General features: G+C 60.5%; 17 protein-coding genes. 4 read left to right on the top strand and 13 right to left on the bottom strand.

Translation table 11 applies throughout. The features are described 5' to 3' along the window. Position 1 precedes the first annotated feature (1 nt). A complete protein-coding gene (locus AC3ZU9_RS21860) occupies positions 2-1,177 on the top strand; it encodes an aminotransferase class V-fold PLP-dependent enzyme (RefSeq protein WP_490091305.1) in 1,176 nt (391 codons plus the stop codon). Positions 1,178-1,292: 115 nt separating this feature from the next. Here the strand turns inward: AC3ZU9_RS21860 and AC3ZU9_RS21855 are convergent, their stop codons facing one another. Genes AC3ZU9_RS21855 through zwf form a run of 3 tightly spaced genes read right to left on the bottom strand, consistent with a single transcriptional unit; the run spans position 1,293 to position 4,142 of the window. Beyond that, on the bottom strand, positions 1,293-1,958 hold the full coding sequence (locus AC3ZU9_RS21855) for a bifunctional 4-hydroxy-2-oxoglutarate aldolase/2-dehydro-3-deoxy-phosphogluconate aldolase (RefSeq protein ID WP_026013852.1): 666 nt from the start codon (positions 1,956-1,958) through the stop codon (positions 1,293-1,295). A gap of 17 nt (positions 1,959-1,975) precedes the next feature. Next, positions 1,976-2,689 carry a 6-phosphogluconolactonase gene (gene pgl, locus AC3ZU9_RS21850; protein WP_093543163.1) on the bottom strand — a complete coding sequence of 238 codons (714 nt, stop codon included), beginning with the start codon at positions 2,687-2,689 and terminating at the stop codon, positions 1,976-1,978. Further along, on the bottom strand, positions 2,676-4,142 hold the full coding sequence (gene zwf, locus AC3ZU9_RS21845; protein WP_015885549.1) for a glucose-6-phosphate dehydrogenase: 1,467 nt from the start codon (positions 4,140-4,142) through the stop codon (positions 2,676-2,678). The genes pgl and zwf overlap by 14 nt, the downstream gene beginning before the upstream one ends. A 218-nt stretch (positions 4,143-4,360) precedes the next feature. Here zwf and AC3ZU9_RS21840 point away from each other — a divergent pair, with 218 nt between their 5' ends. Beyond that, positions 4,361-5,221, top strand: a complete 861-nt coding sequence (locus AC3ZU9_RS21840) for a MurR/RpiR family transcriptional regulator (RefSeq protein ID WP_170039859.1) — start codon at positions 4,361-4,363, stop codon at positions 5,219-5,221. Positions 5,222-5,342: 121 nt separating this feature from the next. On the opposite strand, the gene AC3ZU9_RS21835 is transcribed toward AC3ZU9_RS21840, so the two are convergent. The 10 genes from AC3ZU9_RS21835 to AC3ZU9_RS21790 all read right to left on the bottom strand — a co-directional run bounded on the left by AC3ZU9_RS21835 (position 5,343) and on the right by AC3ZU9_RS21790 (position 16,445). Beyond that, positions 5,343-6,188, bottom strand: coding sequence for a D-hexose-6-phosphate mutarotase (locus AC3ZU9_RS21835; RefSeq protein WP_046035480.1), 846 nt, complete (start codon positions 6,186-6,188; stop codon positions 5,343-5,345). 103 nt (positions 6,189-6,291) lie between these two features. Beyond that, entirely contained in the window at positions 6,292-7,638 is a 1,347-nt protein-coding gene (locus AC3ZU9_RS21830; protein WP_102061307.1) for a carbohydrate porin, read from the bottom strand. 84 nt (positions 7,639-7,722) lie between these two features. Further along, a complete protein-coding gene (locus tag AC3ZU9_RS21825; protein WP_015885552.1) occupies positions 7,723-8,883 on the bottom strand; it encodes an ABC transporter ATP-binding protein in 1,161 nt (386 codons plus the stop codon). Positions 8,884-8,885: 2 nt separating this feature from the next. Beyond that, the gene (locus tag AC3ZU9_RS21820) at positions 8,886-9,731 is read right to left on the bottom strand and encodes a carbohydrate ABC transporter permease (protein ID WP_015885553.1); all 846 of its coding nucleotides are present in this window, start codon (positions 9,729-9,731) and stop codon (positions 8,886-8,888) included. Further along, positions 9,724-10,632 (bottom strand): carbohydrate ABC transporter permease, encoded by a 909-nt coding sequence (locus AC3ZU9_RS21815; RefSeq protein ID WP_003175732.1) that lies wholly within the window; start codon positions 10,630-10,632, stop codon positions 9,724-9,726. The genes AC3ZU9_RS21820 and AC3ZU9_RS21815 overlap by 8 nt, the downstream gene beginning before the upstream one ends. Before the next feature lie 142 nt (positions 10,633-10,774). Continuing rightward, entirely contained in the window at positions 10,775-12,061 is a 1,287-nt protein-coding gene (locus tag AC3ZU9_RS21810) for an ABC transporter substrate-binding protein (protein ID WP_046035482.1), read from the bottom strand. Positions 12,062-12,165: 104 nt separating this feature from the next. Then, positions 12,166-13,425 carry a D-mannose isomerase gene (locus AC3ZU9_RS21805; RefSeq protein ID WP_490091304.1) on the bottom strand — a complete coding sequence of 420 codons (1,260 nt, stop codon included), beginning with the start codon at positions 13,423-13,425 and terminating at the stop codon, positions 12,166-12,168. A gap of 115 nt (positions 13,426-13,540) precedes the next feature. Continuing rightward, on the bottom strand, positions 13,541-14,386 hold the full coding sequence (locus AC3ZU9_RS21800) for an ATPase (RefSeq protein ID WP_102061310.1): 846 nt from the start codon (positions 14,384-14,386) through the stop codon (positions 13,541-13,543). Between the two features lie 114 nt (positions 14,387-14,500). Then, positions 14,501-15,499 (bottom strand): NAD-dependent epimerase/dehydratase family protein, encoded by a 999-nt coding sequence (locus AC3ZU9_RS21795; RefSeq protein ID WP_490091303.1) that lies wholly within the window; start codon positions 15,497-15,499, stop codon positions 14,501-14,503. Positions 15,500-15,551: 52 nt separating this feature from the next. Then, positions 15,552-16,445, bottom strand: a complete 894-nt coding sequence (locus tag AC3ZU9_RS21790; RefSeq protein WP_015885560.1) for a LysR family transcriptional regulator ArgP — start codon at positions 16,443-16,445, stop codon at positions 15,552-15,554. 96 nt (positions 16,446-16,541) lie between these two features. On the opposite strand from AC3ZU9_RS21790, the gene AC3ZU9_RS21785 reads away from it, so the two are divergent. Continuing rightward, positions 16,542-16,943 carry an ACT domain-containing protein gene (locus AC3ZU9_RS21785; RefSeq protein WP_015885561.1) on the top strand — a complete coding sequence of 134 codons (402 nt, stop codon included), beginning with the start codon at positions 16,542-16,544 and terminating at the stop codon, positions 16,941-16,943. Positions 16,944-16,948: 5 nt separating this feature from the next. Beyond that, positions 16,949-17,548, top strand: coding sequence for a LysE/ArgO family amino acid transporter (locus AC3ZU9_RS21780; protein WP_015885562.1), 600 nt, complete (start codon positions 16,949-16,951; stop codon positions 17,546-17,548). The last annotated feature ends 159 nt before the right edge of the window (positions 17,549-17,707 follow it).

Below are 17,707 nucleotides of genomic sequence, written 5' to 3'. Positions count from 1 at the left end.
TATGCCACGGAATGCAGACAACGAACGTCACTGGCAGGCCGTCGCGCAGCGCTATGCGCTGGATCCCGGCCCGATCAATCTGGAAAACGGCTATTTCGGCCGCATGAGCCACGCGGTGCAAACGCACTATCTGGAGCAGGTTGCGTTTATCAACCGCAGTAACTCGCTGTATGTGCGTCAGACGTTCGAGCAGGGTGAGAATGTGGAGATTCGTCGACAACTCGGCGAGCTGATGGAGGCTGATCCCGAATCGCTGGCGTTTACCCGTAACGCCACCGAAGCCTTGCAATCACTGATCCGCAACTACAACTGCCTGCAACCGGGTGACCAGGTGCTGATCAGCGAACTGGAGTACGACACGGTCAAGGGGGCCATGCGCTGGTTGGCGCGTTACCGTGGCGTGGAGGTGATCGAACTGTCCCACACTCACCCGGCCAGTTTCGACAGCCTCGTGCAAACCTATCGTGACGCGTTCACTCAGTACCCGCGCCTCAAGTTGATGGCGCTGACCCACGTTACCCACCGCACCGGGCTGGTCATGCCCGTTGCCGCGATTGCCCAGGCGGCGCGCGAGCATGATATCGACGTGATCCTCGATGGCGCCCATGCCCTGGGCCAAATCGAGTTCAACCTCGCCGAGTTAGGCATTCAGTTTGCCGGTTTCAACCTGCACAAATGGATCGGCGCGCCGCTGACCCTGGGCTTTCTGTACATCGCCCCGGAGCGCCTGGCCGATATCGACCCGGACATGGGCGAGTTTCACTACCCGGCTACCGACGTACGCGCACGCACGTCCTACAGCACGCCGAACTTTCCGGCGCTGATGACACTGCCATTGGTGTTTGAAGAGCACCGGAAGTTGGGTGGCTCGGCGGCCAAGGGTGCGCGGGTTAATTACCTGCGGGATTTGTGGGTGAACCAAGTGCGGGCTTTGCCGGGGATTGAAGTGCTGACGCCGGATGATCCCAGGTTGTATTGCGGGATTACGGCGTTCAAGTTTGTCGGAAGGGACCAGCAGGTGATGGTGGATCGGTTGCTCAGGGACTTTGACTTGTTTACTACCACGCGTGTCGGTGCAGCATTTGGCACGTGTATCCGGGTAACGCCGGGGCTAGTGACTTCAGCTGCGGACATCAGCGTGTTGGTGAACGCGATTACCCAACTGAACGCAGACTAAAAATGTGGGAGCGGCGTTGAATTCAAGTTTTCTACAGGCAAAAAAAAGCGGCACACCGACCAAGTGCGCCGCAAAAATGCCGTTAAGCACAGCAACAACGATTCGGTAAATCAGCTCAATCCAGCAGCGCCAGCGCCTGTGCGGTGACTTCCTGGATGCGGGCCCAGTCGCCGTTCTTGACCCACTCCGGGTCCAGCATCCAGCTACCTCCCACGCACATCACGTTTTTCAACGCCATGTAGTTTTTGATGTTGGCCGGGCCCACGCCGCCGGTTGGGCAGAACTTCACTTCGCCGAACGGGCCGCCCAGGGCCTTGATGGCCGCGACGCCGCCGCTGACTTCGGCCGGGAACAGCTTGAAGCGGCGGTAGCCCAGGCCATAGCCTTCCATGATGCCCGAGGCATTGCTGATGCCCGGCAGCAGCGGGATCGGGCTGTGCACCGAGGCTTCCAGCAAGTCGCGGGTAATGCCAGGGGTGACGATGAATTGCGAACCGGCCACTTCGGCCGCTTCGAGCATGTGACGGTCGAGTACGGTGCCGGCACCGGTGCACAGTTCAGGACGTTGCTCACGCAGCACCTGAATGGCCTTGAGGCCGAACTCGGAACGCAGGGTCACTTCCAATGCGGTCAAACCACCGGCTGCCAGGGCATCGGCCAGCGGCAGGATGTCCTGTTCGCGGGCGATGGTGATCACCGGCAGGATCCGCGCCTTGGCGCAGAGGCTGTCGATCAGGGCAACTTTATCCGCCATGGACACGGTCGGTTGAGGGCTTTTCATAGCGGCTGATCCTTGGCTCATGGGCACCAGTAAATCTCTAATGTGGGTTGCAAAAACGCGCGAATCGGCATGGCAGCAACGTCGTTGCTGGCCAGCGCGGCGCTCAAGGTGGTCAACTTCGAACTGCCGGAAATCGACAGCACGGTGTAGTTCGCCGTGGCCAGCAACGCGCGACTCATGGTCAGGCGCTGGTGCGGCACGGTCGGCGCCAGCATCGGCCAGCAACGGCGGGTACCGTCGGCCTGCAGTGCTTCAGCGAGGTTCGGACTGTTGGGAAACAGCGAAGCGGTGTGGCCGTCATCGCCCATGCCCAATACCAGCACATCAATGGCGGGCAGCTCGGCCAGCAGGCGATCGGCCTGTTCGGCGGCCTCTTCAAGGTTGGCCGCAGCGCTGTAGAGGCTGAGGAACTTGGCTTTAGCCGCCGGGCCTTGCAACAGGTTTGCTTTGAGCAAACCGGCGTTGCTGTCCGCGTGCTCCACCGGTACCCAGCGCTCATCAGCCAGGGTAACGGTGACCTTGGACCAGTCCAGGCCTTGCTTGGCCAGGTTCTGGAAAAACGCGACGGGGCTACGGCCGCCGGAGACGACCAGCGTCGCTTCGCCACGGGCACTGATGGCCTCACGCAGTTGTTCGGCCACGTCATTAGCCAGGCCGTCCGCCAACAAGGCAGGCGTACGGAACTCATGGGCCGTCACACCCTGAGGCAGTTTCAATTCAGATATCGCCATACCACGACCTCCCATCCCGCGTGATCAGTGCAATCGAGCTCATCGGCCCCCAGGAACCCGCCGCGTACGGCTTGGGCGCATCACCGGACTTTTTCCACCCGGCAATCAACTGGTCACACCACTTCCACGCGGCTTCGATTTCATCTTTGCGAACAAACAGGTTCTGATTGCCGCGCATCACTTCCAGCAACAACCGCTCGTAGGCATCCGGGATACGGGCGCTGCGGTAGGTGTCGGAAAAATTCAGTTGCAGCGGGCCGCTGCGCAGTTGCATGCCCTTGTCCAGGCCCTGCTCCTTGGTCATCACGCGCAAGGAAATACCTTCGTCCGGCTGCAGGCGGATGATCAGTTTGTTGCTGATCTGCAGGCGCTGCTCGGGGGCGAAGATGTAGTGGGACGGTTCCTTGAAGTGGATGACGATCTGCGACAGCTTTTGCGGCATACGCTTGCCGGTGCGCAGGTAGAACGGCACCCCGGCCCATCGCCAGTTGCGGATATCGGCACGCAGGGCGACGAAGGTCTCGGTGTCGCTCTGGGTGTTGGAGTTCTCTTCTTCCAGGTAACCCGGCACCGGCTTGCCGGCGCTGTAGCCGGCGATGTACTGGCCGCGTACCACTTGGGTGGTCAGGCCATCCGGGCTGATCGGCGCCAGGGCCTTGAGCACTTTGACCTTCTCGTCGCGGATGCTGTCGGCGGACAGGTCGGCCGGCGGGTCCATGGCGATCAGGCAAAGCAGTTGCAGCAGGTGGTTCTGGATCATGTCACGCAGCTGGCCGGCCTTGTCGAAATAGCCCCAACGGCCTTCGATACCGACCTGCTCGGCCACGGTGATTTCCACGTGGGAGATGTAGTTCTGGTTCCACTGGGTTTCGAACAGGCTGTTGGCGAAACGCAGGGCGATCAGGTTCTGGACGGTCTCTTTGCCTAGGTAGTGGTCGATGCGGTAGGTGCGGTTCTCCGGGAAAAACTGCGCCACGGCATCGTTGACCTTGCGCGAGGACTCCAGGTCCGAACCGATGGGTTTTTCCAGCACCACGCGGGTGTTTTCCGCCAGGCCGACCTTGGACAGGTTCTCGCAGATCGCTCCGTACACCGCCGCCGGGGTGGCGAAGTAGGCGATCAGGCGCTGCGCAGTGCCGGCGATTTCCGCCAGGGCCACGTAGTCATCGGCTTTCATGAAGTCGACGTGAACATAGGTCAGGCGCGCCAGGAAACGCTGGGCGATGGTTTCGTCCAGTTCCTTGCCGACGTATTTGCGCAGTGCTTGTTCGATGTGCGCCAGGTGCTGCTGCTCGGAACCGGCTTCACGGGCCAGGGCCAGGATGCGCGTGTCGTCGTGCAGGAGCCCCGCGCCATCAAGTTGGTAGAGGGCAGGAAATAACTTGCGCAGCGCCAGATCACCCAAGGCGCCAAACAGGGCAAAGGTGCAGGGTTCTACGGTTATCGAAGGCATGATGTTTGTTCTTTTATCAAGTTAAGCTACAAATACCTTTTTTCAAGGCATCACTCAAGGAAAAATGTAGTAATAACCACAACATTTTCCCGAAATACGCATTCCGAGTGGTGGTGTTCAGCTACCCTCAGTAGGATAGGCCACCGCAAAAGACCACTTATCGATTGGTTACCACCCTAATTTGCATCGTCGCCCGAAGGAAAGACTGAATGGACCGCGTGCGAAATCTTCTGGAACAGATCCGGAACCGCCTCGAAGAATTGAACAAGGCCGAGAAAAAAGTCGCCGAGGTCATCCTGCTCAACCCGCAGCAGGCGACCCGCTTCTCCATTGCCGCCCTCGCCCAGGCTGCCTCGGTCAGTGAACCGACGGTCAACCGTTTCTGCCGTTCGTTCGGCGTGAGCGGTTACCCTGAACTTAAATTGCAACTGGCGCAAAGCCTGGCCAGCGGCGCCGCGTATGTCAGCCGCGCCGTGGAGGCCGATGATAACCCTGAGGCCTACACCCAGAAGATCTTTGGCAGCGCCATTGCGTCCCTGGACAGCGCCTGCCAGGCCCTGGACCCGGCGCTGATCAGCAAGGCCGTGGACCTGTTGATCCAGGCACGGCAAATCCACTTCTTCGGCCTGGGCGCTTCGGCCCCGGTGGCCATGGATGCGCTGCACAAGTTTTTCCGCTTCAACCTGGCCGTGACCGCGCACGCGGACGTGCTGATGCAGCGCATGATCGCGTCGGTGGCGCACACGGGCGAGTTGTTCGTGATCATTTCCTACACCGGGCGTACCCGTGAGCTGGTGGAAGTGGCGCGTATCGCGCGGGAAAACGGCGCGTCAGTGCTGGGCGTGACGGCCGAGAACTCACCGCTGGCCAAGGCCAGTACCGTGAGCCTGAACATTCCGCTGCCGGAAGACACCGACATCTATATGCCGATGACCTCGCGGATCATCCAATTGACGGTGCTGGATGTGCTGGCAACCGGCATGACCTTGCGCCGTGGCGTGGATTTCCAGCCGCATTTGCGCAAGATCAAAGAGAGCTTGAATGACAGCCGGTACCCGGTGGGCGACGAGTTCAACTGAGCCAGGCTGTGTGTTGGTTTCACTGGCCTCATCGGGGGCAAGCCCCCTCCCACAGTTTAATTTGTGAATACCTTCAAGTGTGGGAGGGGGCTTGCCCCCGATGAGGCCATCAACCACACCGCTAAACCCCAGCCCGCGCCTGCAAACTCAGATGCGCCCGCTCCCCCGGCGCCAAACTCGCCCCCGCCATCGCCGACTCCACGCACACAAACCCCGACGCCTCGTTGAAGCTCACGCCTAACAACGGCCGACTGCCTGGGTGCCACACCACCGTGTCGGCGCTGTCGCCGGTGTCGATGCACAGTTCACGCTGCCAGGCGTGGTCCTTGAGTTGCAATTCGCCTTCGTGATGGAACACCCGCTGGCACCCGCCCTCCACCCGCAGCTCGCCTTCCTGCTGGCAAACCTGGCGATTGAGCTGGTCGTAACCTTGTGCACCGTCGAGCCCAGACAGCGCTACCTCGTCAACGTGACCAATACGCCAGTAAGCGTGCAACGCATGGCTCAACTGGCACGGCAGCTCGTCCTGATGCTCGGTGCTCAGGCGCAATTCCAGGGTGTCGCCCAAGTGCGCGTGGAGGTCGACCTGCCAGTCGCACAGCTGCAATTGCCAGTGGAGGCGCACGCCGTCATCGTCGGTGCTGCTGTCGAGCAGTTTCCAGTCGATCAAGCGCGCCCAGCCATGGGACGGCCAGGCATTCTCACTCGGATGGCGGCCATACCACGGCCAGCACACCGGTACGCCACCACGGATGGCGCCAACTTGCGGCCACTTGGCTGCACACCACAGCCAGGGTTTTTGGCCACGGGGCTGGAAATGCAACAGTTGCGCGCCCTGGCGACTGAACACCGCCTGGCACAGCGGGTGGTCGATCACCAGCACGTCGCGCATCTGGAAGCGCTCCCAGGCGAACACAGGACGCTCGCGCAGGGATTTGAAAAAGCGTTGCAGCGGTTGCTCATGCATGTGCCACGGTCCTGAATATCTTCACAATGCAACCCAAAAAAAAGCGGATAGCCATGGCTACCCGCAAAATGCGCACAGAGAGAAGGAGCTTATCGCAACAGCGTTAGAACGTAGACTGAATTTTCAGGCCCGCCACCAGCGCGTTGTCGACTTTATCCACGCCGCCCGGTTGGACGACGTATTGCAGGTTGGGACGCACGGTCAGCCAGTTGGTGACGTGGAAGCCGTAGTTGATTTCGAAGTTGTACTCGGTTTCGCGGATCGGCGAGAACAGCGCGTTGTCGTAGTCGTTCACGCCATTGGCGACGTTGAGCAGTTCGGCGTTTTTCTTCACGTCGTCGTTGACGTGCAGACGTGCGGCACCAATACCCACGTCGTCTTTTGGACGCGCATCGAATGGGCCTTTGTACACCAGCATCAACGACTGGTAGTTATCGACCAGGTTGGTTTCTTTGTCGTGGAAGGTCGCGTTAGCCGCGATGTTCAGGCCACGCGAAGCGTCGCCGTTGTGCGTGGTGAGTTGTTGTTGGGCAACGAACCAGTAGCCTTTCTTGCTGCTGCGGGTACGGTATGCAGCACGCGTGGTGGCGGCATCGTTGCCGTTCACGTCTTCACGTACGTCAGCGGCATCGGCGGCACTTTTGTAGTAACCCACACGGTATTCGCCCGGCAGGTTATTAACCTTCGGCGACCAGACCAATTCCACCGGAATCACGGTACCTTTGGTGCCGCTGCCGCTGAGCTTGAAGCCATTGCCGTGCTCGAGCTGCGATGGGTTCTGGTTGTACGCACCGATTTGCGCATACAGCTCAGGCGTGATGTTGTATTTCACGCGGATCGCGGCTTGGCTGACGGGCCAGTTGTACCAGGTGTTCACATAGTTACCGACCTGCGAGCCGCAGAACGACAGGTTCTGGAAGTCGCATGGGAAGGTGTTGAAGTCTTCGCCTTCACCGAAGTAACCGAGTTTCACGTCCAACTTGTTGTCGAACATCTGGTGCTGGATCCAGAACTGGGTCAGACGCACCATGTGGCCACGGCCGTAGACTTCCATGGAGGAACTCAGCGTGCCGGCACGCGGGTCGCCAATGCGGTCGTTGGAGATGTTCTGGCCATTACGGTTGGTAAACTGGATCTTGGCCTGGGTGTTATCCCAGCCCCACAGCTTTTGCAGGTCCAGTGCTACGCCCAGACCGAACTGGTCAGAGTAACGGCCGGTCCTGTCGTCGTTGTAGCCGCCGCGCAGGTTGGCGCCCATTTCCCCTACGTAGTCAGCCTTGATGTCGATACCTTGCTCGATCAGCTTGGTACGCTCACCACCCCAATCGCCGGTCATCCACTTGGAGTCGGCACTGAATGCATCGGCCGCCATCGCATTGGCGGACAAAACCAGGGCTGCTGCAGCTGACATTTGGCAGATCAGCCGAGTGTTGTTGTGTTGCTTTTTCATCCCTACATCCTCGTCTTTATTGTTATTAAACTGTTTTTATCTAACGCGGGTTACTTTTTTATTTAAAACAACAACTTAGCTGCTTCAGCGGCCTTTGAATTGGGCCACGTTGTCGGCATGCCCCTGTGCGGGCAATGAAGAAGCAGTGCCTAGGCGTTCGCCAGTGTTGGCGTCGAACAGCAATACCTTGGCCGGATCAAATTGCAGGGTCAGGGTCTCGCCGACCTGGGGCGCCACATCCGGCGCCAAACGGCAGCAGACCTTGGTGTCATTGAGCTGCACGAACACCAGGGTGTCCGGACCGGTCGGTTCGGTGACCTGGACTTCAGCGCGAATGCTCGACGAACCGTTGCCCTCACCCGCCGCCAACACGATCTGCTCCGGGCGCAGGCCCAGAATCACATCACGGTCCTCCAGGCCTGCGTCGTTCATGCCTAGCGGCAATTCGCAACGGGCCTGGCCGCTGTCGAGCAGCGCGACCAAACGACCTTCCTTGCGTTTTAGGCGCATAGGAACGAAGTTCATTGGTGGTGAACCGATAAAGCTTGCCACAAACAGGTTGGCCGGGTCGTTGTAAATTTCTTTCGGCGTGCCGAATTGTTGGATGATGCCGTCCTTCATCACCGCCACTTTGTCGCCCAGGGTCATCGCTTCGATCTGGTCGTGGGTCACGTAGACCGTGGTGGTCTTGAGGCGCTGGTGCATCAGTTTCATTTCGGTGCGCATCTCGACGCGCAGCTTGGCGTCGAGGTTGGACAGCGGCTCGTCGAACAGGTAGATCTTCGGCCGGCGCGCCAGGGCCCGGCCCATGGCCACACGCTGTTGCTGGCCACCGGACAGTTGACCCGGCTTGCGGTTGAGCAGGTGTTCGATCTGCAGCAGCTTGGCCACGCGCGCCACTTCGGCGTCGATGTCCGCCTGGGCCATCTTGCGGATCTTGAGGCCGAACTCGATGTTCTGGCGCACGCTCATGGTCGGGTACAGCGCGTAGGACTGGAACACCATGGCGATGTCACGGTCCTTGGGGCTCATGCCACTCACGTCTTGGTCGCCGATCATGATCGCGCCGCCGGTGATGGTTTCCAGGCCGGCGATGCAGTTCATCAGCGTGGATTTGCCGCACCCCGAAGGGCCGACCAGGATCAGGAACTCGCCTTCCTTGATCGACAGTTCGATGTTCTTCAAGGTGTCGGGCAGGCCGGCGCCATAGGTCTTGTTTACATTGCGAAGTTCAAGCGTAGCCATGATTACCCCTTGACCGCGCCGGCCGTGAGGCCGCGCACGAAATACTTGCCTGCGATCACATAGACCAGCAGGGTCGGCAGCCCGGCGATCATCGCCGCCGCCATATCCACGTTATATTCCTTGGCCCCGGTGCTGGTGTTGACCAGGTTGTTCAGCGCCACCGTGATGGGCTGGGAGTCGCCGCTGGAGAACACCACACCGAACAGGAAGTCGTTCCAGATCTGGGTGAACTGCCAGATCAGGCAGACCATGATGATCGGAGTGGACATCGGCAGAATGATCTGACGGAAGATGGTGAAGAAACCGGCGCCGTCCAGGCGTGCCGCCTTGATCAGCGCATCCGGAATGCTCACGTAGTAGTTACGGAAGAACAGCGTGGTGAACGCCAGGCCGTAGACCACGTGCACAAACACCAGGCCGGTGGTGGTGCTGGCCAGGCCCATCTTGCCGAGGGTGAACGACGCCGGCAGCAGTACGGTCTGGAACGGCAGGAAGCAGCCGAACAGCAGCAAACCGAAGAACAGCTGCGAACCACGGAAGCGCCAGAACGACAGCACATAACCGTTCAACGCACCGATGGCGGTGGAGATCAGCACAGCGGGAACGGTGATCTTGATCGAGTTCCAGAAGTAGCCATCCACGGTGGCCCAGGCCTTGACCCAGCCGATGCCGGAGACCACGGTCGGCCAGCTCAGCAGGTTGCCGGTGCTGATGTCTTCCGGGGTCTTGAAGCTGGTCAGCAGCATCACCACCAGCGGCACCAGGTACAGCAGCACGGCGAGGATCAGCACCGCGTAGATCGCGATGCGACTCAGGCTGATGGCAGGTTTGGAGGCGAGACTAGTCATTACGTTTGGTCCTCAGCTCGGAATAGAGGTAAGGCACGATGATCGCGAGGATCGCACCGAGCATCAGGATTGCACTGGCCGAGCCCATGCCCATCTGGCCACGGCTGAAGGTGAACGAGTACATGAACATCGCTGGCAGGTCGGACGAGTAGCCCGGGCCGCCGGCCGTCATCGCCGCCACCAGGTCGAAGCTCTTGATCGCAATGTGCGCCAGGATCATCACCGCACTGAAGAACACCGGACGCAGGCTTGGCAGCACCACGCTCCAGTAGATGCGCGGCAGGCTCGCACCGTCGATCTGTGCGGCACGGATGATCGATTGATCAACGCCACGCAGGCCGGCGAGGAACATCGCCATGATGAAGCCCGAGGCTTGCCAGACGGCGGCGATCACCAGGCAGTAGACCACGCGGTCCGGGTCGATCAGCCAGTCGAGACGGAAGCCTTCCCAGCCCCAGTCACGCAGGAGTTTGTCCAGGCCCATGCCCGGGTTGAGCAGCCATTTCCAGGCGGTACCGGTGACGATCATGGAGAGCGCCATCGGGTACAGGTAAATGGTGCGGATAAAGCCTTCACGACGGATTTTCTGGTCGAGGAAGATCGCCAGTGTCACGCCGATGACCAAGGTGATACCGATAAACATCCCGCCGAACAAGGCCAGGTTTTTGCTCGCGACCCACCAGCGATCGTTGTCGAACAGGCGCTCGTACTGTGCAAGCCCTGCCCATTTGTAACTCGGCAGGAACGTCGATGTGGTGAACGACAGTACAAACGTCCACAGGATGTAGCCGTAAAAGCCCACCAACACGATGAACATGCTGGGCGCCAGCACCAGTTTGGGTAGCCAGCGCTGCAGTGCATCGAACGGCGAGGCTTTGCTGAACACAGCAACAGAACTCATGGGAAAATCCAGTACAGGGAAAAAGGACTACAGCCTGTCGGAGCCAGTGTGTTGTGGCGAAGGCGCTCCGCCTTTGGGGGTGCTTCGCACCCCAGCGGGAGCAAGCTCCCTCGCCACAGCAACCCGACTCCTACAAAAGGTGTTACTTGGCAGACTTGATCGCAGCGCCGAGTTTCTTGGCGGTGTCGGCCGGGTCGGCTTTCGGGTCGTTGATGTAGTTGGTCACGACATCAAAGAACGCACCTTGCACAGCCAGGGTGGTGGCCATGTTGTGCGCCATGCTTGGCTGCAGGCCGCCGGTCTTGGCGTCTGCCAGGAAGTCCTTGGCGGCAGTCTGGGCACAAGAGTCAAAGCCGAGCTTGTCCATTTCATTGAGCATGTCGGTACGAACCGGGATCGAGCCTTTGTTGATGCTGAAGACTTTCTGGAAGTTTTCACCCAGCACGACCTTGGCAATGTCCTGCTGACCCGCAGCCGTGCCTTTGTCTTTCTGCTTGAACACCGCCAGGGAGTCGATGTTGTAGGTGAAGGCTTTGTCGGTGCCTGGGAAGGCTACGCACTCGTAGTCTTTACCGGCGACTTTCTTGGCGGCCGTCCATTCGGACTTGGCCCAGTCACCCATGATCTGCATGCCGGCCTTGCCGTTGATAACCTTGCCCGCTTCGAGGTTCCAGTCCTGGCCTTTGCCGTCGACGTCCATGTAGGTCGCGACTTTTTTCAGTTCAGTCAGGGCCTTGACCATTTCCGGACCGGTCAGCGCGCCGTTATCCAGGTCGACCAGGGCTTTTTTGTAACCCTCTGCGCCCATCACCGACAGGACGACGGCTTCGAACACCGTGCTGTCCTGCCACGGCTGGCCACCGTGGGCGAGCGCGATGAAGCCGGCTTTCTTCAGCTTGTCGCCCGCGGCGTAGAATTCTTCGAGGGTGGTCGGGTTCTTGGTGATACCGGCTTTCTTGAAGACTTCCGGGTTGATCCACAGCCAGTTCACGCGGTGGATGTTGACCGGTACGGCGACGTAGTCACCGTCGTACTTCACGGTATCGGAGACTTTCTTGTCGAGCAGGGAGTCCCACTTTTCTTCTTTGGCGACGTCTTTGAGCACGTCGGTGTCGAGCAGGCCGGTAGACGCCCATTCCTGGATGTCGGGGCCTTTGATCTGGGCAACACCTGGCGGGTTGCCGGCGACCGCGCGGCTTTTCAGCACGGTCATGGCCGTGGCGCCACCGCCACCTGCGACGGCACCGTCTTTCCAGGTGAAGCCGTCTTTCTCAACTTGGGCCTTCAGGACATCTACAGCCGCCTTCTCACCACCCGAGGTCCACCAATGCACAACTTCAACCGTCCCTTTCGAGTCGGCGGCAAATGCACTGAGGGGAAACAACGAGGCAATGGAAATAGCGACGGCGAGGCGATTAATCGCGTTCATCTGAGTACCTTTTCTTGTTGTTATGCATGCAAGTCTTAAGCTTGCGCTGCACGGAGTTTAAACATGGATTTTTGAGGCGCAGGTAACAAAGGGATGCACAAATGTCACCAACTGGTGACATAAAGCCCAGCCCCGATGGCACTGGCCATACTCGGTGCCAAGGGCAGTGCAGGCAGCACGACCGCTTGCCAAGCATGGTACAGGTCTGGCTTGCCGCCCCAGATGTTGCTGCTGGGTTGGTTGTGCGGGCTGAGTTCGTGGTGCCAACTGCCGTGGAGACGGTCGATAAAGTGGGCCTCGCAAAACTCCCAGAAACGCCGGTACCAGGTTTCGTAATGCAACTCGCCCGTGCGCTTGAGCAACGCCTGGGCAGCGGCGCTGGCTTCGGCATGGGTCCAGTGCAGGCGTTCACGCACCACTGGGCGATGGTTCCAGTCCAGCGTGTAGACGATGCCGGGGGCGCCATCCACTGCCCAGGCGTATTCACAGGCACTGGCGAACAAGCCCTTGGCGTCAGTCACCAACCATTCAGGTGTGACGAGCCCGGCTTGCAGGCGCGCCGCCTCCAGGTGCAGCACCAGCCGCGCCCACTCGAAGCCGTGGCCGGGGGTAATGCCATAGGGACGAAAGCCATCGGCGGGGTTGTCTTCGTTGTAGCCGAGCAAAGGTTGCCAATGAACGTCGAAATGCTCGATCACCATGAACTGGTTACCGGCGGCGTAGGTGTGGATCACACGCTCGACGATCCGCAGCGCGCGATCCAGCCAGCGCGTATCGCCGGTCACATCGGCGAGGGCGAGGAAGGCCTCGGTGGCGTGCATGTTGCTGTTGGCGCCGCGGTAGGCCTCGACGCCGCTCCAGTCCTGGGCAAACGACTCGAGCATCACGCCCTCCTCCTCGCTCCAGAAAAACTGGTCGATGATAGGGATGGCGTCGTTCAGCAGGGTGCGCGCGCCGGGAGCGCCGGCCACAACCGCAGAGCTGGCGGCCAGGGCGACAAAGGCGTGCAGGTAAGCGGCCTTGCCACGGTTACCATCGAGGGCGTGGGGCGCGGCGAACCAGCCGCCATGCTCAGCATCGCGTAATGGGCCGTTGAGGCAGGCAACCCCGTGTTCAACCAGCTCGGCATAACCGGGCAACCCCATGGCGTGGGCCATGGCGAAGCTGTGGGTCATGCGGGCGGTATTCATGGTTTCGGCGCGAGCATCGGCCGGCAATTGGCCTTTATCGTTCAGGTTGCCGAAGCCGTCGGGCAGTCGAGAAGCCTTGGCAAATGCCAGCAGACGCTGGCCTTCGGCGGCGAGCCAGGCGTGATGGGCAGGCGCGTTCAGCCAACTGCTGGCAGGCAGTGGTTGCGTGGTCATGGGTGGCCCTTATTATTTTTTGTGGGATGAACGGAGTCTAAACAAGGGCACGGTGGGGGCAAGTAACGAAGGGGAAGGGAAATGTCACCGAGTGGTGACATTTGCCATTACACTCTTATTGGCCGAGGGGCGTGATCTTCGCCGGCGCGTTGAGTTGCTGGTTGAGCGTCTGCACTTGGCTCTGCAACGTGGTGATATTGCGCGTGGTCTGGATGCGGAACACATCAAACTCTTTATTGGTGGGCGCATCGCTGTTGACCGGCTGGTTATCCTGCGCGCTTTTGAGCACTACCAGATCCTGCTCGATACGGGCGATGGCCGCACTGGGGTTGCCCTGTTTCTTCAAGGCCGCCACGTCAGCGGAAAGCTCCTTGATTTCGCTATCGCGCTTGCTCGCATCACCTTGCGCCGCCTTGAGCGTTGCCACAGCATCGGTCAGGGCCTGGACCTGGCCTTGCAGCTTGCTGTTGGCGTTGGACAGCTCAGTGGTGCTGGCCGTCATTTGCGCCAGGCGCTTATCCAACTCGGTCGCCTGGCCGGCCACGCCGACTTGCTGTTTACCCTGCTCCAGCAACTGGCTTTCAAGTTGCTTGATCTGCAGTTTCAGCGCCTCGCTGCCATTGTTGACGCTGGCTTCACTGGCCACCACCTTGCCGGAAATATCCTGCAGGCGCCCCGCCGCTTCTTCGCTGATGCGCGCAAAGCTTTCCTGGGTGGCAACCAACTGCTGGCCCATCAAGGAGATCTGCTGGAAGCTCCACCAGGCCAGGCCCGCAAAGGCGATCAGCAACGCGCCGATCAAGGCCCACAATGGGCCGGTGCTGGCGCTCTTGACCTTGACCACCTTGGTTGTGCGTGACCGCACCGAGGTGGCGGGAGAAGGCTCGAAATCATCATCATCCCCGACATCGGCCCGCAGGCTGGGAACGTTGTCGAAGTCGTCTTTAGCATCGTTGCGCATGAATCAACCCTGAATCGGTGAAATGGCGAGCGACGGGAGTATAAACCGTGATCCCGGCGCACTGATCGACCCGGAACGCCGAAATCGGTTCCCGAAGTGTTGCCTGTTGTGTGCTTACTGGATCCCCGGCGCCTGGGCTTTCCACCAACTGCAGAACTCGTCGAGGGCGGTCCACAGGCTGACCTTGGGCTCATAGTCCAGATAATGCCTGGCACGGCTGATGTCGAGGGTGAAATCTTTGTTCATGACTTGCATGCCCAGGCGAGACAACGCGGGTTCCGGCCGCCCCGGCCACATCGCGCAGAACGCTTCGTTAAGTGCCGCCACGCTGTAGGAAAGGCCGTAGGACCGATACCGCGTCACCTGCGGCATTTCCATCTGGCGCATCACGTAGTTCACCACATCCCACACCGGCACTGGCGCACCGTTGCTGATGTTGTAGGCCTTGCCGAGTGCCGAGCCGGGGGCAAGCAGACTGCTGAGCAGCGCCTCGTTGAGGTTGTGCACGCTGGTGAAGTCGACCTTGTTCAGCCCGTCGCCGACGATCGCCAGGCGGTTCTTGCGCTGCATTTTCAGCAACCGCGGGAAGATACTCATGTCACCCGCGCCCGTCACGAAGCGCGGGCGCAAGGCCAGTACCTCGAGGCCAAACTCCTGGGCGCCGAACACCTTCTGCTCGGCCAGGTATTTGGTGGCGGCATAGGGGTGCTTGAAACGCTTGGGAACTTGTTCTTCGGTCACGCCCAGATGATCGCGGCCATCAAAGTAGATCGACGGTGACGACAGGTGGACCAACCGGCCGACGCGCTGCTTGAGGCAGGCTTCGACGACGTTCTCGGTAACGAGCACATTGCCTTGGTGGAAGTCCTGGTAACGCCCCCACAGCCCAACGGCGCCCGCGCAATGCACCACGGCTTCGACATCGCGGCACAGGTCACGCACCAGCTCGGCGTCATTCAAATCACCCTGGATAAACTCGGCGCCGCGCCTGACCAGGTGTTCCACACCTTCGGCGCGTCGCCCGTTGACCCGTACGTCCAGGCCCTGCTCCAAAGCGAAACGCGCAAAGCGCCCGCCAATGAAGCCGCTTGCGCCGGTGACCAGAATCTTCATGTATTACCCCGTGTTCTTTCATTTTTCATCGCTGTTGCCTTGACGCGCGCCATCACTCCAACGGCACCAACCATTGGCCACACGCCTGGGCCAGGTGGTCGGTCAACAAGCCCAGCAGTTGCCCGCCACTGCGCCAATGATGCCAGTACAACGGCACATCGATGGGCTTATCTGGCAATAACTCGACCAATAGGCCCTTTTCCAGTTGGTCACGTACCTGCAATTCCGGCACCAGCCCCCAGCCCAGCCCCGCTTCCGTCAGGCGGATAAAACCTTCGGAGGATGGGCATAAATGGTGCTCGAACCCGCCGTCCACACCGAGGGATGCCAGGTAGCGGTGTTGCAGGAAATCATCCGGACCGAAGACCAAGGCCGGCGTACGCGCCAGTTGGTCCGCGCGCACGCCGTGCGCAAAGTGCCGGGCAATAAAGGCCGGACTGGCCAACGCGCGATAGCGCATGGCCCCCAGCAAGAGGCTGCGCGCGCCCGCCACCGGGCGCTCGCTGGCGCAGATACAGGCCGCCACCTCCCCGGCGCGCATGCGCTTGAGGCCCACGGTCTGGTCCTCTACAACCAGGTCCAGCAGCAGATGCTGCTCGGCGCAAAAACCGCTGACAGCCTCGGCCCACCAAGTGGCAAGGCTGTCGGCGTTCAACGCGATGCGCAGGCGCTCAGGCATGCCTTCGTCGTCCAGCGCCGGCACCTGGCTTTGCAGGTCACGTTCCAGCAGGCGCACCTGTTGCACGTGGTTGAGCAGACGCCGGCCGATATCGGTGGGCGTCGGCGGCGTGGCGCGCACCAGTACCGGCTGGCCGATACGCGCTTCCAGCAACTTGATGCGCTGGGAGATCGCCGATTGCGAAAGGCCCAGGACTTGAGCGGCACGCTCGAAGCCCGCTTGTTCCACCACCGCCGCCAGCGCGGAAAGCAATTTATAGTCGAACATCAGTTTCTCTAATGAGCGATCAGCAATATTTGTTTTTCTTATACAGCCTGCCTCACGAGAATAGCCAGCATCGCTTCTCTTTATAAGGAATCTCCCATGGCTGGCGAAACCGCTCTGGCAACCCTGCTGCGCAGCATGAGCCCCCATCTCAACGACGGTGACTATGTGTTCTGCACCCTGCCCGATCACCGAATTCCTGCCGGTTGCGAGGTGATCGGCAGTTTCCGCGAGCAGGAAGGCCTGACGCTGATCCTCGAACGCCAGCACGCGCAACAGGCCGGGCTGGCGTTTGACTATGTCGCCGCGTGGATCACCTTGAATGTGCACTCGGCCCTGGACGCCGTGGGCCTGACCGCCGCGGTCGCCAGTGCACTGGGCAACGCCGGCATCAGTTGCAACGTGATTGCCGGCTATTACCACGATCACCTGTTCGTTGGCCGTGCCGATGCCCAGCGCGCCCTACAGGTGTTGCAACAACTGGCAGCGGACGCGGAGTAAATCCTATGTGGCAGAGTTATCTGAACGGTCTGCTGGTAGCCCTCGGCCTGATCATGGCCATCGGCACCCAGAATGCTTTTGTATTGGCGCAAAGCCTGCGCCGTGAACATCATTTGCCCGTGGCGGCGCTGTGCGTGGTGTGCGATGCACTGCTGGTGGCTGCCGGGGTGTTCGGTTTGGCGACGGTGCTGGCGCAAAGCCCGGTGCTGCTGGCGGTCGCACGTTGGGGTGGCGCGGCGTTTCTGCTCTGGTACGGGACGTGCGCACTGCGCCGGGCCTGTTCGAAACAGAGCCTGGACCAGGCGGATAATCTCAAGGTGCGCTCACTGCGTGCGGTGCTGCTGAGCGCGTTGGCCGTCACGCTGCTCAACCCTCACGTGTACCTGGACACCGTGTTGCTGATTGGCTCACTCGGCGCCCAACAAACCGAGCCCGGCGCCTATGTGGCCGGTGCCGCCAGCGCTTCGTTGCTGTGGTTCTCCACCCTGGCGCTCGGCGCGGCGTGGCTGGCACCCTGGCTGGCACGCCCTGCCACCTGGCGTCTGCTGGACCTGTTGGTGGCAGTGATGATGTTCAGCGTGGCCTATCAATTGATCAGCGCTTGATGAATATTCCAAAACGCTCTGGAACCTCTATCCCACACAGTTGTTGCGTGGTTTTGCCGCACCCCCGGTGCTATGATCCGGACCCTGCGCCGCAAAGAGTACAAACTCCCCGGCGCTTGTTTGGCCGCCCGTGATCGGCCTTGCGCTCACCGCAACTGA

This window comes from Pseudomonas sp. A39, from assembly GCF_058145955.1.
Note: the sequence above shows the minus strand (reverse complement) of the source record. Positions and strands in the feature narration are given on the sequence as shown.

Coding starts and splice junctions, on each gene's coding strand:
- AC3ZU9_RS21860 (WP_490091305.1), top strand. CDS start 2: ATGCCACGGAATGCAGACAACGAACGTCACTGGCAGGCCGTCGCGCAG.
- AC3ZU9_RS21855 (WP_026013852.1), bottom strand. CDS start 1,958: ATGAAAAGCCCTCAACCGACCGTGTCCATGGCGGATAAAGTTGCCCTG.
- pgl (WP_093543163.1), bottom strand. CDS start 2,689: ATGGCGATATCTGAATTGAAACTGCCTCAGGGTGTGACGGCCCATGAG.
- zwf (WP_015885549.1), bottom strand. CDS start 4,142: ATGCCTTCGATAACCGTAGAACCCTGCACCTTTGCCCTGTTTGGCGCC.
- AC3ZU9_RS21835 (WP_046035480.1), bottom strand. CDS start 6,188: ATGCATGAGCAACCGCTGCAACGCTTTTTCAAATCCCTGCGCGAGCGT.
- AC3ZU9_RS21830 (WP_102061307.1), bottom strand. CDS start 7,638: ATGAAAAAGCAACACAACAACACTCGGCTGATCTGCCAAATGTCAGCT.
- AC3ZU9_RS21825 (WP_015885552.1), bottom strand. CDS start 8,883: ATGGCTACGCTTGAACTTCGCAATGTAAACAAGACCTATGGCGCCGGC.
- AC3ZU9_RS21820 (WP_015885553.1), bottom strand. CDS start 9,731: ATGACTAGTCTCGCCTCCAAACCTGCCATCAGCCTGAGTCGCATCGCG.
- AC3ZU9_RS21815 (WP_003175732.1), bottom strand. CDS start 10,632: ATGAGTTCTGTTGCTGTGTTCAGCAAAGCCTCGCCGTTCGATGCACTG.
- AC3ZU9_RS21810 (WP_046035482.1), bottom strand. CDS start 12,061: ATGAACGCGATTAATCGCCTCGCCGTCGCTATTTCCATTGCCTCGTTG.
- AC3ZU9_RS21805 (WP_490091304.1), bottom strand. CDS start 13,425: ATGACCACGCAACCACTGCCTGCCAGCAGTTGGCTGAACGCGCCTGCC.
- AC3ZU9_RS21800 (WP_102061310.1), bottom strand. CDS start 14,386: ATGCGCAACGATGCTAAAGACGACTTCGACAACGTTCCCAGCCTGCGG.
- AC3ZU9_RS21795 (WP_490091303.1), bottom strand. CDS start 15,499: ATGAAGATTCTGGTCACCGGCGCAAGCGGCTTCATTGGCGGGCGCTTT.
- AC3ZU9_RS21790 (WP_015885560.1), bottom strand. CDS start 16,445: ATGTTCGACTATAAATTGCTTTCCGCGCTGGCGGCGGTGGTGGAACAA.
- AC3ZU9_RS21785 (WP_015885561.1), top strand. CDS start 16,542: ATGGCTGGCGAAACCGCTCTGGCAACCCTGCTGCGCAGCATGAGCCCC.
- AC3ZU9_RS21780 (WP_015885562.1), top strand. CDS start 16,949: ATGTGGCAGAGTTATCTGAACGGTCTGCTGGTAGCCCTCGGCCTGATC.